The 13,674-nt window shown below is 66.8% G+C and carries 12 protein-coding genes; 9 read left to right on the top strand and 3 right to left on the bottom strand.

Annotation, left to right across the window (positions count from 1 at the left end):
* Positions 1–448 precede the first annotated feature (448 nt).
* Positions 449–1,837 (top strand): NCS2 family permease, encoded by a 1,389-nt coding sequence (locus tag CEY11_RS05280; RefSeq protein ID WP_088602309.1) that lies wholly within the window; start codon positions 449–451, stop codon positions 1,835–1,837.
* A gap of 211 nt (positions 1,838–2,048) precedes the next feature.
* On the opposite strand, the gene CEY11_RS05275 is transcribed toward CEY11_RS05280, so the two are convergent.
* Positions 2,049–2,453, bottom strand: coding sequence for a PIN domain-containing protein (locus CEY11_RS05275; protein WP_088602308.1), 405 nt, complete (start codon positions 2,451–2,453; stop codon positions 2,049–2,051).
* The gene (locus CEY11_RS05270) at positions 2,450–2,695 is read right to left on the bottom strand and encodes an AbrB/MazE/SpoVT family DNA-binding domain-containing protein (RefSeq protein WP_088602307.1); all 246 of its coding nucleotides are present in this window, start codon (positions 2,693–2,695) and stop codon (positions 2,450–2,452) included. The genes CEY11_RS05275 and CEY11_RS05270 overlap by 4 nt, the downstream gene beginning before the upstream one ends.
* A 322-nt stretch (positions 2,696–3,017) precedes the next feature.
* On the opposite strand from CEY11_RS05270, the gene uraD reads away from it, so the two are divergent.
* The 3 genes from uraD (at position 3,018) to CEY11_RS05255 (ending at position 5,469) form a co-directional block, all read left to right on the top strand.
* Positions 3,018–3,560, top strand: a complete 543-nt coding sequence (uraD, locus tag CEY11_RS05265) for a 2-oxo-4-hydroxy-4-carboxy-5-ureidoimidazoline decarboxylase (protein WP_088602306.1) — start codon at positions 3,018–3,020, stop codon at positions 3,558–3,560.
* Positions 3,561–3,721: 161 nt separating this feature from the next.
* A complete protein-coding gene (locus tag CEY11_RS05260; protein ID WP_088602733.1) occupies positions 3,722–4,249 on the top strand; it encodes an ureidoglycolate lyase in 528 nt (175 codons plus the stop codon).
* A 299-nt stretch (positions 4,250–4,548) separates the two neighbouring features.
* Positions 4,549–5,469: a CAAX protease gene (locus CEY11_RS05255; RefSeq protein ID WP_088602305.1), complete on the top strand. Its 921-nt coding sequence runs from the start codon at positions 4,549–4,551 to the stop codon at positions 5,467–5,469.
* Between the two features lie 69 nt (positions 5,470–5,538).
* Here the strand turns inward: CEY11_RS05255 and CEY11_RS05250 are convergent, their stop codons facing one another.
* Positions 5,539–6,474, bottom strand: a complete 936-nt coding sequence (locus CEY11_RS05250; RefSeq protein WP_088602304.1) for a LysR family transcriptional regulator — start codon at positions 6,472–6,474, stop codon at positions 5,539–5,541.
* Between the two features lie 414 nt (positions 6,475–6,888).
* On the opposite strand from CEY11_RS05250, the gene gcl reads away from it, so the two are divergent.
* The 5 genes from gcl to pyk all read left to right on the top strand — a co-directional run bounded on the left by gcl (position 6,889) and on the right by pyk (position 13,637).
* Positions 6,889–8,670, top strand: a complete 1,782-nt coding sequence (gcl, locus tag CEY11_RS05245) for a glyoxylate carboligase (protein ID WP_088602303.1) — start codon at positions 6,889–6,891, stop codon at positions 8,668–8,670.
* Between the two features lie 189 nt (positions 8,671–8,859).
* On the top strand, positions 8,860–9,666 hold the full coding sequence (gene hyi, locus CEY11_RS05240; RefSeq protein ID WP_088602302.1) for a hydroxypyruvate isomerase: 807 nt from the start codon (positions 8,860–8,862) through the stop codon (positions 9,664–9,666).
* A 180-nt stretch (positions 9,667–9,846) separates the two neighbouring features.
* A complete protein-coding gene (locus CEY11_RS05235) occupies positions 9,847–10,731 on the top strand; it encodes a 2-hydroxy-3-oxopropionate reductase (RefSeq protein WP_088602301.1) in 885 nt (294 codons plus the stop codon).
* Positions 10,732–10,752: 21 nt separating this feature from the next.
* Complete coding sequence (locus CEY11_RS05230) at positions 10,753–12,015, top strand: glycerate kinase type-2 family protein (RefSeq protein WP_088602300.1); 1,263 nt, start codon at positions 10,753–10,755, stop codon at positions 12,013–12,015.
* Between the two features lie 149 nt (positions 12,016–12,164).
* Positions 12,165–13,637 (top strand): pyruvate kinase, encoded by a 1,473-nt coding sequence (gene pyk / locus CEY11_RS05225; RefSeq protein WP_088602299.1) that lies wholly within the window; start codon positions 12,165–12,167, stop codon positions 13,635–13,637.
* The last annotated feature ends 37 nt before the right edge of the window (positions 13,638–13,674 follow it).

Below are 13,674 nucleotides of genomic sequence, written 5' to 3'. Positions count from 1 at the left end.
GGCTGCCGAAAAACGCGAGGAGACACACGGCGCCTTCGCCGTAACGGCAAAGATGCAAACGGCGGCCCCATGATCGGGGGCGGCCCCAGGCCCGGCCATGCCGCTTACCCGCGGCGGCGCAGCGGCCATTCCCGGCACGCCAGCCCTATTCAAGGCGCAGGCATACGGGCAGGCGCCACGCCCGTGAAGCACGGGCGGCGCAGTCTCCCGCATTAGTGCCCTGTCCGACTGGCTCGAGAGCCGGGCAAACAGGGACGCCAGACTCATTCCCTACGCGTCAGAAACGCCGGCATGCCGCGGCACCCGACAAGGCCCGCGGCATGCCGACGCCCGCAACGACATGGACTACACAGACCAGGCCAGCCGTCACTCGAAAGGACGGCACGAGCATACCTGATGACGCGGCCCAGGCGCCCGTTTCAGCACGCTGATAAAGGAGCTAGAAGAAATGGCAGACCAAGAATACATACTTACCCCCGCAGCAGGCGTCGCGGCCGCACCGCCCGGGCTGCGCCGGCGCCTGGAAGCTTATTTCGGCATCGGCGCGCGCGGCTCTTCGCTGCGCCAGGAAACCCTGGCGGGGCTCACGACCTTCCTCGCAATGGTGTACTCGGTGTTCGTCGTACCCTCGATGTACGGCAAGGCCGGCTTCGACACTTCGGCGGTATTCATCGCCGTATGCCTGACCACGGCCTTCGGCTCGCTGCTGATGGGGCTGTGGGCCAACCTGCCGATCGCGATCGGCTGTGCCATATCCCTGACGGCCTTCACCGCCTTCGACCTGGCGCTGGGCAAGGGCATGGCGCCGCCCGTGGTGCTGGGGGCCATATTCCTGATGGGCCTGGTGTTCACGGCGATTTCCGTCACCGGCGTGCGCTCGTGGATATTGCGCAACCTGCCGGCCGGCGTGGCGCACGGCACGGGCGTGGGCATAGGCCTGTTCCTGCTGCTGATCGCCTCCAACGGCGTGGGGCTGATCGTCAAGAACCCCGGGCCGGGCCTGCCGGTGGCGCTGGGCCACCTGAACGCGCTGCCGGCCCTGGCCTCGGTGGTAGGCCTGGCGGCCATCTTCGGCCTGGAACGGCGCCGCGTGCCGGGCAGCATACTGATCGTCATCCTGGCCTTGTCGGCCTTCGGCCTGGCCTTCGATCCGCACGTGAAGTTCCACGGCATCTTCGCCCTGCCCTCGCTGGCGGCGCCGGGCCACGCCTCGCTGATCGGCGCCATGGATCTGAAGGGCGCGCTGTCGGCGGCGGTGATCCCCAGCGTGCTGGCGCTGGTGATGACGGCGGTGTTCGACGCCACCGGCACGATACGCGCCGTGGCCGGCCAGGCCGGGCAGCTCGACGAGCAGGGCCGCATCATCAACGGCGGCCGCGCCCTGACCGCGGACTCGGTCAGCTCGATCTTCTCGTCGCTGTTCGGCGGCGCCCCCGCAGCGGCCTACATCGAATCGGCGGCCGGGGTCGCGGCCGGCGCCAAGACCGGCCTGGCCTCGGCAGTGGTCGGCGTGCTGTTCCTGGCGCTGATCTTCGTCTCGCCGCTGGCCGGACTGGTGCCCGCCTACGCCACGGCGCCCGCACTGATGTACGTGGGCCTGCTGATGCTGGGCAGCCTGCGCCGGCTGGACATGGAAGACATGGTGGACGCCATGTCGGGCCTGGCCTGCGCGGTGTTCATCGTGCTCAGCTGCAATATCGTCACGGGCATCATGCTGGGCTTCTGCACCCTGGTAATAGGCCGCATCGCCGCCGGCGAATGGCGCCGCCTGAACCTCGGCACCGTCGGCATCGCCGCAGCGCTGGCGGTGTTCTACCTGGGCGGCTGGGCCATCTGAACCCGCAGCGGAACCCGGGCGCAGCATAACCCCTTGCGGACTAGGGCGTTCTTGGTTCAGATGTTTACACCCGCCGCGCCTTTAAAGGCGCGGCATTGGGTACACCGTGAAAATTCGGTAAAACATTTGCACCGAATTTGGACTAGGGCTCGTTCACACCAACAAAGACAAAGGAGTAACCCCTCTTAGTGTGAATAGGCCCCATATCTGCTCAAAGGGAAATGATTGCCGCGCCCGGCAGCCGGGCTGCAGCTTGATCGAAAGTGGCCAGGGTACGTACATGCTGAACTGCATTGGCAACATGCATGCAATCGGCGAAGTCGGCGCCAGGCACGTTGCGCCATAGCTCGAGAGCTTCCTCCAGAACAGCAGGCTCTTGCACGATGAGCTCATGCGTCTCCAGAATCGCATTGAAGGCCCGCCGGATCTCCGCCGGTAAAAGCTTGTAGCGGCTGCGCAGCACCCACTCCGTCTCGAGCAGCACACCCGATGAAATCAGGGCCGGTGCGCCCTCTGTCGCAGCAGCCTGCACGATGCGAACCGCTGCCGCGCACTGGGCTTCATCGTCGCGAGTCAAAAGCCGGACGAGCACGTTCGTGTCTAGGGCGATGCTCATGAGGCGATGTCATCGGCCGACAAATCAACCGTCATATCCTCGAGCAGCACCGGGGCCCTGCCTGGCTTATGCAGCAGCCCAGCCAAGTCTGTCACGCGCCGCAATTTAGGGCGCACTACCAGGGTTCCATCGCTGAGCAGGGAGAAGGTCATCTTGTCGCCGGGCTCCAGCCCCATGCGCTGTCGTATCTCCCGGGGAACGGTTACCTGCCCCTTGGATGTCAGGGTGGTGGCATCTGTCATGGCGCACCTCCATGGTGAAAGTATTACGTTTTTGGTTATCGTAATACGCCCAGGCTCTATGGTCAATTTCGCGGAGAGCCTGGCCCTCGCGCGGCGCTTTGTCCTTCGGCTCTTTTCCTGGCCGAGCCGCGGAAAGTGTCTGCCCGATGCATGGGGTCACCGGCCGCAGGCAAGCAATCTGCGGATCCATTTCATTACTTCATACATTCCCGCATATATTCCCTATAAAAACCACGCACTATCCCGCGGCCCGCGCACGCCTTACACTGCCCGAAACAGCGCAGCCGGGCCGCATGCCCGGCAAACTACACTGCCACGCAACATGACGCCTACCGCTAGCCCCACCCTGACGCTGGACGACCTGTCCGACATGCCGCAAGCTGAATTCACGGCCTGCCTGGGAGACATCTTCGAGCATTCTCCCTGGATCGCGGAACAGGCCTGGCAGGCCCGGCCCTACGCCGACGTAGCGGCGCTGCATGCGGCCATGGTCGCAGCGGTGGACGCCGCGGGGCCGCAACGCCAGCTGGCGCTGATCGCCGCCCACCCGGAACTGGCGGGCAAGGAAGCGGCCCGCGGCACGCTGACGCAAAACTCCACGCAGGAACAGCGCGGCGCGGGTCTGGATCAGTGCAGCGCCGAAGAACTGCAGCGCCTGCGCGGCCTGAACGCGGCCTACCGCGAGCGCCACGGCTTTCCCTTCGTAATCGCGGTCAAGGGGCTGGATCGCTACCAGATCATGGCGGCCATGGAAGCGCGCCTGCAACACGATCGCGATACCGAACTGCGCACCTGCCTGCGCGAAATCGGCAAGATCGCGCGCCTGCGGCTGCAGGCGCGTTTCGGCCAGGAGGCCGCGCAATGACGAGCTCTGTGTCGAAAGCTTCGGTGCCGGATGCTTCTGCGTTGAAGGCTTCGGCACCGGATGATTCTGCGTTGGAAGCTTCGATACCTGATGGTTGCGCGTTGGAAGCTTCAGGGTCGGATGCGTCTGTGCCGAAGGCTGCTGGGATAGAGGCTTCTATGATGAAGGCTGCTGTGCTGACGGTACAGGCGCTGGAACGCGAATCCTTCGCGCCGTTCGGCGACGTGATCGAGACGGAAGCCGCGGCGCGGCATTTCTCGATCAACGAGGGCAATACCGAGCGCTACCACGACCTGGCGCGCATCGACCCGGGCGCGGAAGGCCGCGCGATCGTATCGATTTTCCGCGGACTGCCGCGGGCGCTGCCGTTCGAGATCAGCATGATGGAGCGCCATCCGCGCGCCAGCCAGGCATTCGTGCCGCTGTCCGGCCGCCCCTACCTGGTGGCCGTGGCCCCCGCCGGCCCCGCGCCGCGCCTGGAAGACATCCGGGTATACGCCTGCCGCGGCAGCCAGGGCGTGAACTACGCGGCCGGCGTCTGGCACCATCCGCTGATGGCGCTGGACGACGTATCGGATTTCCTGGTCATAGACCGCGACGGACCGGGCGAGAACTGCGACGTGGTGCAGCTGGAACGAACCGGGTTGATAACCAAGCCCGAAGTACAGGCGGCGCTGGGCGGGGCTTGAGCGGGACTCGAGCGGCGCGACTTCCGCCCCGTACCGCAAGCATCCCGACTCCCGCTGCGCCAGGCAGGGGAGTTTCCCCATATGCCGAATTCGCCATGCAGCTCTCCGCCGCACGACTCACTGACGCATACTTGAAAAATGAAATCCCCGGCTCTGGGCCGGGGTGAAGTCAGGTATTACATGACGGGTCGTAGGCTTGCGCCCATTGGAAGCCGTCACCAACCTTCCTGGAAATTGTAGCCGCCCGTATTCTTCGGCGTCAATGGCTGACCTGCCAGGCATAGGAAACCTTCCACATTATGCTTCCACCCCCGCAACACAACCCAATACTGCCGAAAACTCTCATCAGCAGCAAACGCCTCAGCAGCTACCAGAACGTATTCCGGCCGGCCAACGATATTGAACTGATAGGCGTATATCTTTGGAACACCCATGTCTGCGGGGCACTGTATCCTTTGATACACATGGCAGAGATCACCCTGCGCAACGCTATTGATCAAGCGCTGGTCGCCGAGCTAGGCACATTTTGGTGGTCGGGCACCCGGTTACGGCATCGCTCGTACACCCACGAAGCTGCAACACCCCGTACGGTTCAAGCACTCCGAGGTAATTTCATCAAGGCTACGCGCAAATATATTGACGAAATCCGCAGCCGGCACCGGACTCAGGGCCATATCGCCCCCAACCATGATGGAGTGCTGGCAAAAACGGAGTTGTCCACCTGGGAATTCCTTCTGGACGCGGAATTCATGGGACGCGGCCTCATCTGGCCCAAACATATGCCGTCGGTATTCCGAGGGCCATGGCCTGCACCCCGGGCAAGTACCGTGCTCGGCCATGCCCGCAATCTGGTCGCGACACTGCGCCACTTCCGCAACCGCCTGTTCCATCACGAACCAGCCTGGAAGCGATATGGCGTGCACACTGAAGCGGACGCACTCGAGCACTTGCGAGACAAGGTCTCCAGAATAGAAGCCCTGCTGGCACTTATCCACCCGGACAATCCACAGGGTCTACAAAAAAATGGCCTGCTGCAGGCCGCACACCGCGCCTGCACTGCCAACGAAATCCGGCGTTTCCAGAATCTTGTACATATCCATGACATCCACTCACTGAACACATTGGACGAGCTTGTAGACCATTGCATTCTCACGAACTGCGTCTTGAAGGCCAAGCTGCCTCGACGGCGATCGCAACAATTCTTCATTTTGCCTTCATAACGTCTTCCGAGAGCTGAGGATCTTGGCGTTTTGCCAGGCCAGTCCGCCGGACAAATGTCCGATCCTCCCTCAAGGTGACACAGCCGGCGTTCCAGCGGATTCGCCATCCCAATAACCTGGGCGGCGGTAGATTTCGCGCAGGTAGTCGATGAAGCGCCGCACCTTGGCGGGCAGGTAGCGCTGCTGGGGGTAGACGGCCTGGATGTCGTAGCCGGGCAGGGCGAATTCGTCGAGTACGGTGATGAGTTCGCCGCGCTTGAGTTCGGCCTGGATCTCCCAGGTAGAGCGCCAGCCCACGCCCAAGCCTTGCTTGACCCAGTTGTACAGCAGTTCGCCGTCGTTGCAGGCCAGGTCGCCGTCGACGCGCACGGCAAAGGGGCGGCCGTCGCGCGTGAAAATCCAGCCGCGCTGCTGGCCGCCTTGTAGATTGAAGGCCAGGCAGTTGTGGCGCGCCAGGTCTTCAGGCACGCGCGGCACGCCGTGCAGCTCGAAATAGGCAGGCGTGCCGCAGACCACGCGGCGATTCGGAAACAGCTTGGCGGCGACGTAGTTGGGGTCGCGGACTTCGCCGATGCGCACGGCCATGTCGTAGCCTTCGCGCACCACGTCGACCACGCTGTCGGTGAAATTGAAAGACAGCCGCAGGCCCGGATGGCTGGCGCGGAACGCCGGCGCGTGCGGGGCGATGTGGCGCCGGCCGAAGGCGGCCGGGGCCGAGACCACCAGGTGGCCGCGCACGGCACCGCCGCCGCTGCGCACATCTTCTTCGGCGGCCGAGAAGTCGCGGATCAGCTGCTGGCAGCTTTCCAGGTAGCGCTCGCCCAGCTCGGTCAGCGCCAGGCCGCGGGTAGAGCGGTGCAGCAGCTGCACGCCCAGCTGGCGCTCCAGCGCACTGAGGCGCCGGCCCATGACGACCGGGGTCACGCCCTCGGCCAGCGCAGCGGCGGCGAAGCTGCCCTTTTCGGCCACCAGCACGAAGCTGCGTATCGCGGCGTAGCGGTCCATTCCATACCTTTTATAAGGATTATCACGAAAATCATATAAGGAGCTTGCGGCGCGCCGGCGCCGTGGCTGGCGCCTGCCGGCTTCATGCGCAGGCCACGCCTTGCGCTAGCCCGATCTGGTGCGCATCGCCCGCAAACACCTGTATATAGTGCCACCGGCCGGGGTTTTGCGGAAGACCCGGCACGCGGGCTTGGGTGGCCATGATGCCTGGGAGCAGGGCCTGGATTTAAGGGCCGAGCCGTGGCCTGGCGACGCACGCGACGGCGCATGCGACGGCGCATCTCGTACCCAGAACATACTAAAAGTATCGACAGTATCGATTGCCGCGGCAATTCCCCGGGCCGCCGCTTTTCCTTATCCTGACCTTCAATCCATCGTCGCACCACGCAATATCACGCATTGGAGGGAACAGTCATGGCACGAATGAGAGCAGTCGACGCGGCCGCCGCGGTTTTACAGAAAGAAGGCATCAGCACGCTGTTCGGCGTGCCCGGCGCCGCCATCAATCCCTTGTACTCGGCGCTGCAGGCCAAGGGCGGCTTCCACCACATCCTGGCGCGCCACGTCGAAGGCGCCTCGCACATGGCCGAAGGCTATGCGCGCGCGCAGCCGGGCAATATCGGCGTGTGCCTGGGCACCTCGGGTCCGGCCGGCACCGACATGATGACCGGCCTGTACTCGGCCTGGGGCGACTCGGTGCCCATCCTCTGCGTGACCGGGCAGGCGCCGCGCGCGCAGCTGCACAAGGAAAGCTTCCAGGCGGTGGACATCGAATCCATCGCCAAGCCGATCACCAAGTGGGCTGTGACGGTGCGCGAGCCGGCGCTGGTGCCGCGCGTGTTCCAGCAGGCCTTCCACATCATGCGCTCGGGCCGCCCCGGCCCGGTGCTGATCGACTTGCCCTTCGACGTGCAGATGGGCGAGATCGAGTTCGACCCCGACACCTACGAGCCGCTGGCGGTGTACAAGCCGGCCGCCACGCATGCCCAGGCCGCCAAGGCAGTGGCCATGCTGAACCACGCGCAGCGGCCGGTGATCGTTTCCGGCGGCGGCGTGTTCAGTGCCGACGCGGCCGACAAGCTGCGCGCCTTCGCCGAGCTGACCGGCGTGCCGGTGATCCCGACGCTGATGGGCTGGGGCGTGATTCCCGACGACCATCCGCTGATGGCCGGCATGGCGGGGCTGCAGACCTCGCACCGCTACGGCAACGCCACGCTGCTGGAATCGGACTTCGTGCTGGGCATCGGCAACCGCTGGGCCAACCGGCACACGGGTTCGATCGACGTATACACCAAGGGCCGTACCTTCGTGCACATCGACATCGAGCCCACGCAGATCGGCCGCGTGTTCGGCCCGGACTACGGCATCGTCTCCGACGCCGGCGCCGCGCTCGACCTGATGATCGAAGCGGCGCGCGAGCTGAAGGCCGCCGGGCTGCTGCGCGAGCGCGGCGAATGGGCCGGCCAGTGCCGGGCGCGCAAGAGCGCGGCATCGATGCAGCGCAAGACACACTTCGACGCGGTGCCACTCAAGCCGCAGCGCGTCTACGAAGAAATGAATGCGGCCTTCGGGCGCAACGTGCGCTATGTGAGCACGATAGGCCTGTCGCAGATCGCGGCGGCGCAGTTCCTGCACGTGTACCAAGCGCGCCACTGGATCAACGCCGGCCAGGCCGGCCCGCTGGGCTGGACGGTGCCGGCCGCCCTGGGCGTGCGCGCCGCCGACCCCGAGGCAGAGATCGTGGCGATCTCGGGCGACTACGACTTCCAGTTCATGCTGGAAGAACTGGCCGTGGGGGCGCAGTTCAAGCTGCCCTACCTGCACATCGTGGTCAACAACGCCTACCTGGGCCTGATCCGCCAGTCGCAGCGCGGCTTCGACATGGACTACTGCGTGCAGCTTTCCTTCGACAACGTCAACGCCCCGCAAACCAAGGGCTATGGCGTGGATCACGTGGCCGTGGCCGAGGGCCTCGGCTGCAAGGCGATCCGCGTAGAAGAGCCCGGCCAGATCCGTGCGGCCATCGAGCAGGCACGTGCCTGGATGCAGGAATACCAGGTGCCGGTGCTGGTCGAATGCATCCTGGAGCGCGTCACCAATATCTCGATGGGCACCGAGATCGACAAGATCGGCGAATTCGAGGAAATGGCCGCCAGCGCCGCCGACGCGCCCACCGCCGTGGCGCTGCTGGATTAGGGCCGATTAGGGCCTGCAGCCCGCCCCGGAAGGGGCGCGGCGCGGCCGCAAGACAGCCCGCCCGTGAAGGCGCGAAGCACAGCGGGGCCACCGCGGACACGAGCAAGCCGGGGCACGGGATGTCTAGTCGGCATCCGATACGCGCCGCCACAACATTTTCGAAATCAAACATAGCCGCAAGGAGTTTCCATGCCGAAGTTCGCCGCCAATCTTTCCATGCTGTACACCGAGCTGGACTTTCTCGACCGCTACGCCGCGGCCGCCCGCTCGGGCTTTCGCGGGGTGGAATTCCTGTTCCCCTATGCCTATGGCAAACAGGAACTGGCCGCGCGGCTGCGCGACAACGGCCTGACGCAGGTGCTGCACAACCTGCCGGCCGGCAACTGGGAACAGGGCGAGCGCGGCATCGCCTGCCTGCCCGAACGGCGCGCCGAATTCCGCGACGGGGTGGCCCGCGCCATCGAGTACGCCGGCGCCCTGGGCTGCACGCAGGTCAACTGCCTGGCCGGCATCGCCCCGCAGGGCGCCGACCCCGCGGCGCTGCGCGCCGCCTTCGTCGAAAACCTGATGCTGGCGGCCGACGAACTGAAGCGCGCCGGCATCCGCCTGCTGATCGAACCCATCAATACCTACGATATACCCGGCTTCTACCTGAGCCGTACGGCGCAGGCCCTGGACATCATCGCCGAGACCGGCTCGGACAATATCCAGGTGCAGTACGACATCTATCACGCGCAGCGCATGGAGGGCGAGCTGGCCAACACCATCGCCCGCCACCTGCAAAGCATCGGCCACATCCAGCTTGCCGACAACCCCGGGCGCCACGAGCCCGGCAGCGGCGAAATCAATTACGCCTGGCTGCTCGAGCACATCGATGCGCTGGGCTACCAGGGCTGGATAGGCTGCGAATACAAGCCCACCGGCAACACCGAGGCCGGCCTGGGCTGGCTCGACGCGTTTGGCTATGGCCAACAAGCCGAGGCCGCCGCAGTCTGACCCAGGGCCTGTCCAAACTAAAAGAGGAGCCGCGTGGCTCCGGCTTGCCGGCACAGGCCTGCCCGCGCGAGGCGGCCGGCCAGCCATCGGGCCGGAAAGCCCCGTCGCACCGCACGGAATACCAACGTTCCTTTTTCACAAATTCAAGCTTTTCAACTCATTACGCAGCGGAGATACAACATGGCAAACATCGGCTTCATCGGCCTGGGCATCATGGGCGCACCCATGGCGCTGAACCTGATCAAGGGCGGCCATCGCCTGTACACCCATACCCTGGAAGGCACGCCGCAAGCGCTGCGGGAAGCGGGCGCCAGCGACTGCGCCAGCGCCGCCGAAGCTGCGCGCCAGGCCGAGATCATCATCACCATGGTGCCCGACACGCCGCATGTCGAGGCCGCGCTGTTCGGCCCGGAAGGCGTGGCCGCGGGGCTCGCACCCGGCAAGATCGTGGTCGACATGAGCTCGATCGCGCCGGTAGCCACCAAGGATTTCGCGCGCCGCATCGGCGAGCTGGGCTGCGAATATCTGGACGCGCCGGTCTCGGGCGGCGAGGTCGGCGCCAAGGCGGCTTCGCTGACCATCATGGTCGGCGGCAGCCAGAAGGCCTTCGACATCGTGCGGCCGCTGTTCGAACTGATGGGCAAGAACATTACCCTGGTGGGCGGCAACGGCGACGGGCAGATTACCAAGGTGGCCAACCAGATCATCGTCGCGCTGACCATCGAGGCGGTGGGCGAGGCGCTGCTGCTGGCCTCGAAGGCCGGCGCCGACGCGGGCAAGGTGCGCCAGGCGCTGATGGGCGGCTTCGCCAATTCGCGCATCCTGGAAGTGCACGGCCAGCGCATGGTCGAGCGCAGTTTCGAGCCGGGCTTCCGCATTGCCCTGCACCAGAAGGATCTGAACCTGGCGCTGACCACCGCCAGGCAGATCGGCGTGTCGCTGCCCAGCACCGCCGTGGCCCAGGAACTGTTCAACGCCTGCGCGGCCTATGGCGGCGAGGCCTGGGATCATTCCGGCATGGTGCGCGCGCTGGAAAAATCCGCCAATTTCGAAATCGGCCAGTAGGCCGCAACGGGAAGCCGCAACATGCAGATCGCACCGCGCCAACTGCTCGCCGACATGTACGCCGCCGCGGTGCGCGCGGCCCAGCCCGCGCACTGCCTGCAAGACCTGCGGCTGGCCGCGCCGGCCGGGCGCACCGTGGTGCTGGGCGCCGGCAAGGCCTCGGCCGCCATGGCCCAGGCCTTCGAGCGCGTGTGGCCCGGGCCGCTCGAAGGCCTGGCGGTCACGCGCTACGGCTACGCGGTGCCCTGCGAGCGCATCGAGATCGTCGAGGCCGCGCACCCGGTGCCCGACGAAGCCGGCGGCCGCGCCGCGGCGCGCATGCTGGAACTGGCCCAGGGCCTGCAGGCGGATGACCTGGCCATATGCCTGATGTCGGGCGGCGGCTCTGCGCTATTGCCGCTGCCGGCTGCGGGCCTGAGCCTGGCCGACAAGCAGGCCGTCAACCGGGCGCTGCTGGCCTCGGGCGCCAGCATCTCGGAAATGAATTGCGTGCGCCGCCACCTGTCGGCCATCAAGGGCGGGCGGCTGGCGGCGGCCTGCCATCCGGCGCGGGTGGTGAACCTGCTGATATCCGACGTCCCGGGCGACCTGGAACGCGACATCGCCTCGGGGCCGACGGTGGCCGACCCCGACACCTGCGCCGACGCGCTGCGGATCGCCGCCCGCTACGCCATCGAGCTGCCGCCGGCCGCCCGGCGCCTGCTGGAAAGCGGCGCCGGCGAGACCATCAAGCCGGACGACACGCGCCTGAACGGCGTCAGCACCCATATGCTGGCCACGCCGCAGATGGCGCTGGCCGCGGCCGCGGCAGTTGCCGAACAGACCGGCGTGCGTGCCTGCATCCTGGGCGACAGCATCGAGGGCGAGGCGCGCGACGTGGGCAAGGCCATGGCCGGCATCGCCCTGCAGGCGCGGCGCCACGGCCAGCCCATCGCCCCGCCCTGTGTGCTGCTGTCGGGCGGGGAAACTACCGTCACCGTGCGCGGCAAAGGCCGCGGCGGGCGCAACGTGGAATTCCTGCTGTCCCTGGCCGTGGCCCTGAACGGCGCGCCAGGCATACACGCCCTGGCCGCCGATACCGACGGCGTGGACGGCCAGGAAGAAATCGCCGGCGCCTACGCCGCACCCGACACACTGGAACGCGCTCGCGGTCTCGGCCTGCAGGCGCGCAGCAGCCTGGACGACAACGACGGCCACGGCTTCTTCCAGGCCCTGGGCGACTCGCTGATCACCGGCCCGACGCTGACCAATGTCAACGACTTCCGCGCCATCCTGGTGGCTTAGTGTCGTGTCTGCCCGCATAAAAAGGGGAGCCAATGAATACGTGTAAACAGGCCCCGGCCCGACACCCTGAATCTGATGCTCTGAAACCGCTGTCCCGAACCCGCAGTTCCGACCGCGCCGGGCAAGCCCCCGGCGCAAGGGAGATACTCATGTCATTCCGCCGCGCCCGCATCCTGGCCACCCTCGGCCCGGCCAGCTCCAGCCCGCAGCGTATCGCCGAACTGGCCCACGCCGGTGTCGACGTGTTCCGGCTCAACTTCAGCCACGGCAGCCACGACGATCACGCACAGCGCCTGCGCAGCGTGCGCGCGCTGGAGGCCGAGCTGGGCCGCCCCATCGGCGTGCTGATGGATCTGCAAGGCCCCAAGCTGCGCGTCGGGCGCATCGGCGGCGGCAGCATCATGCTGCAGGCCGGCCAGCCCCTGCGGCTGGATCTCGATCCCGCCGAGGGCGACGCCACGCGGGTACCGCTGCCGCACCCCGAAATCTTCGCCGCGCTGCGCCCCGGCACCGACCTGCTGCTGGATGACGGCAAGCTGCGCCTGCGGGTGCAGCAATGCGGCGACGGCTTCGCGCAGACCACCGTGGTGACAGGCGGGCCGCTGTCGGATCGCAAGGGCGTCAACGTGCCCGGCGTGGTGCTGCCCATCTCGGCGTTGACCGCCAAAGACCGTGCCGACCTGGAATTCGGCCTGTCGCTGGGCGTGGACTGGGTCGCCCTGTCCTTCGTGCAGCGCCCGCAGGACATCGAACAGGCGCGCGAGCTGATCGGCGGCCAGGCCCGCATCATGGCCAAGCTGGAAAAGCCGGCCGCCATCGAGCAGCTGCAGGCCATCATCGACCAGGCCGACGGCGTCATGGTGGCGCGCGGCGACCTGGGCGTGGAAATGCCGCCGCAACAGGTGCCGGTGCTGCAGCAGCGTATCGTGCGCGCGGCGCGTGCCGCCGGCAAGCCGGTGGTGGTGGCCACGCAAATGCTGGAATCGATGATCTCGGCCCCGGTGCCCACGCGCGCCGAGGCGTCGGACGTGGCCAACGCCATCTACAGCGGCGCCGACGCCGTGATGCTGTCGGCCGAGTCGGCCTCGGGCCAGTATCCGGTGCAGGCCGTGGCCATCATGGCCGACATCATCGGCGAGGTCGAGCGCGACCCGGCATGGCGCGCCGGCCTGGACGCCAGCCACAGCCCGGCCGCGGCCCACACGCCGGACGCGATCTGCTGCGCGCTGCGGCGCGTGGCCGAGCTGCTGCAGCCGGCCGCCACCGTGGCCTACACCGCCTCGGGCTTCAGCGCCCTGCGGGCCAGCCGCGAACGCCCCGCCACGCCGATCCTGGCGCTGACCCCCGACCTGCGCACCGCGCGCCAGCTGAGCCTGGCCTGGGGCCTGCAGCCCATGCATTTCCAACCTCATCCCGACGACGTGGCCGGCATTACCGCGCATGCCGTGGCCTGCGCGCTGCGCAGCGGCCTGGCGCGCGAGCGCGACAACATCATCGTCATCGCCGGCCTGCCCTTCGGGCGCAGCGGCAGTACCAACCTGCTGCACGTGGCCACGATCGACGCCACGGCCGCCCGCGCCGCGGCAGGCGCCACGCCAGCGGCGCAAACCGTGCCGGCCTGAACGCACGCGGCGCGCGGAGCGGGCCACGCCAACCCTC

The sequence above is a fragment of the Candidimonas nitroreducens genome (assembly GCF_002209565.1).
In the GTDB taxonomy this organism is placed as follows: Bacteria; Pseudomonadota; Gammaproteobacteria; order Burkholderiales; family Burkholderiaceae_B; genus Candidimonas; species Candidimonas nitroreducens.
The sequence above is the reverse complement of the archived record's forward strand: the minus strand, read 5'-3'. Positions and strand labels throughout refer to the sequence as shown.

What these genes read in the sequence shown, in the direction of transcription:
- CEY11_RS05230 (WP_088602300.1), top strand. Translation starts at nt 10,753, where the DNA reads ATGCAGATCGCACCGCGCCAACTGCTCGCCGACATGTACGCCGCCGCG.
- CEY11_RS05250 (WP_088602304.1), bottom strand. Translation starts at nt 6,474, where the DNA reads ATGGACCGCTACGCCGCGATACGCAGCTTCGTGCTGGTGGCCGAAAAG.
- CEY11_RS05235 (WP_088602301.1), top strand. Translation starts at nt 9,847, where the DNA reads ATGGCAAACATCGGCTTCATCGGCCTGGGCATCATGGGCGCACCCATG.
- CEY11_RS05280 (WP_088602309.1), top strand. Translation starts at nt 449, where the DNA reads ATGGCAGACCAAGAATACATACTTACCCCCGCAGCAGGCGTCGCGGCC.
- gcl (WP_088602303.1), top strand. Translation starts at nt 6,889, where the DNA reads ATGGCACGAATGAGAGCAGTCGACGCGGCCGCCGCGGTTTTACAGAAA.
- CEY11_RS05260 (WP_088602733.1), top strand. Translation starts at nt 3,722, where the DNA reads ATGAAGGCTGCTGTGCTGACGGTACAGGCGCTGGAACGCGAATCCTTC.
- CEY11_RS05270 (WP_088602307.1), bottom strand. Translation starts at nt 2,695, where the DNA reads ATGACAGATGCCACCACCCTGACATCCAAGGGGCAGGTAACCGTTCCC.
- CEY11_RS05275 (WP_088602308.1), bottom strand. Translation starts at nt 2,453, where the DNA reads ATGAGCATCGCCCTAGACACGAACGTGCTCGTCCGGCTTTTGACTCGC.
- pyk (WP_088602299.1), top strand. Translation starts at nt 12,165, where the DNA reads ATGTCATTCCGCCGCGCCCGCATCCTGGCCACCCTCGGCCCGGCCAGC.
- hyi (WP_088602302.1), top strand. Translation starts at nt 8,860, where the DNA reads ATGCCGAAGTTCGCCGCCAATCTTTCCATGCTGTACACCGAGCTGGAC.
- CEY11_RS05255 (WP_088602305.1), top strand. Translation starts at nt 4,549, where the DNA reads ATGCTTCCACCCCCGCAACACAACCCAATACTGCCGAAAACTCTCATC.
- uraD (WP_088602306.1), top strand. Translation starts at nt 3,018, where the DNA reads ATGACGCCTACCGCTAGCCCCACCCTGACGCTGGACGACCTGTCCGAC.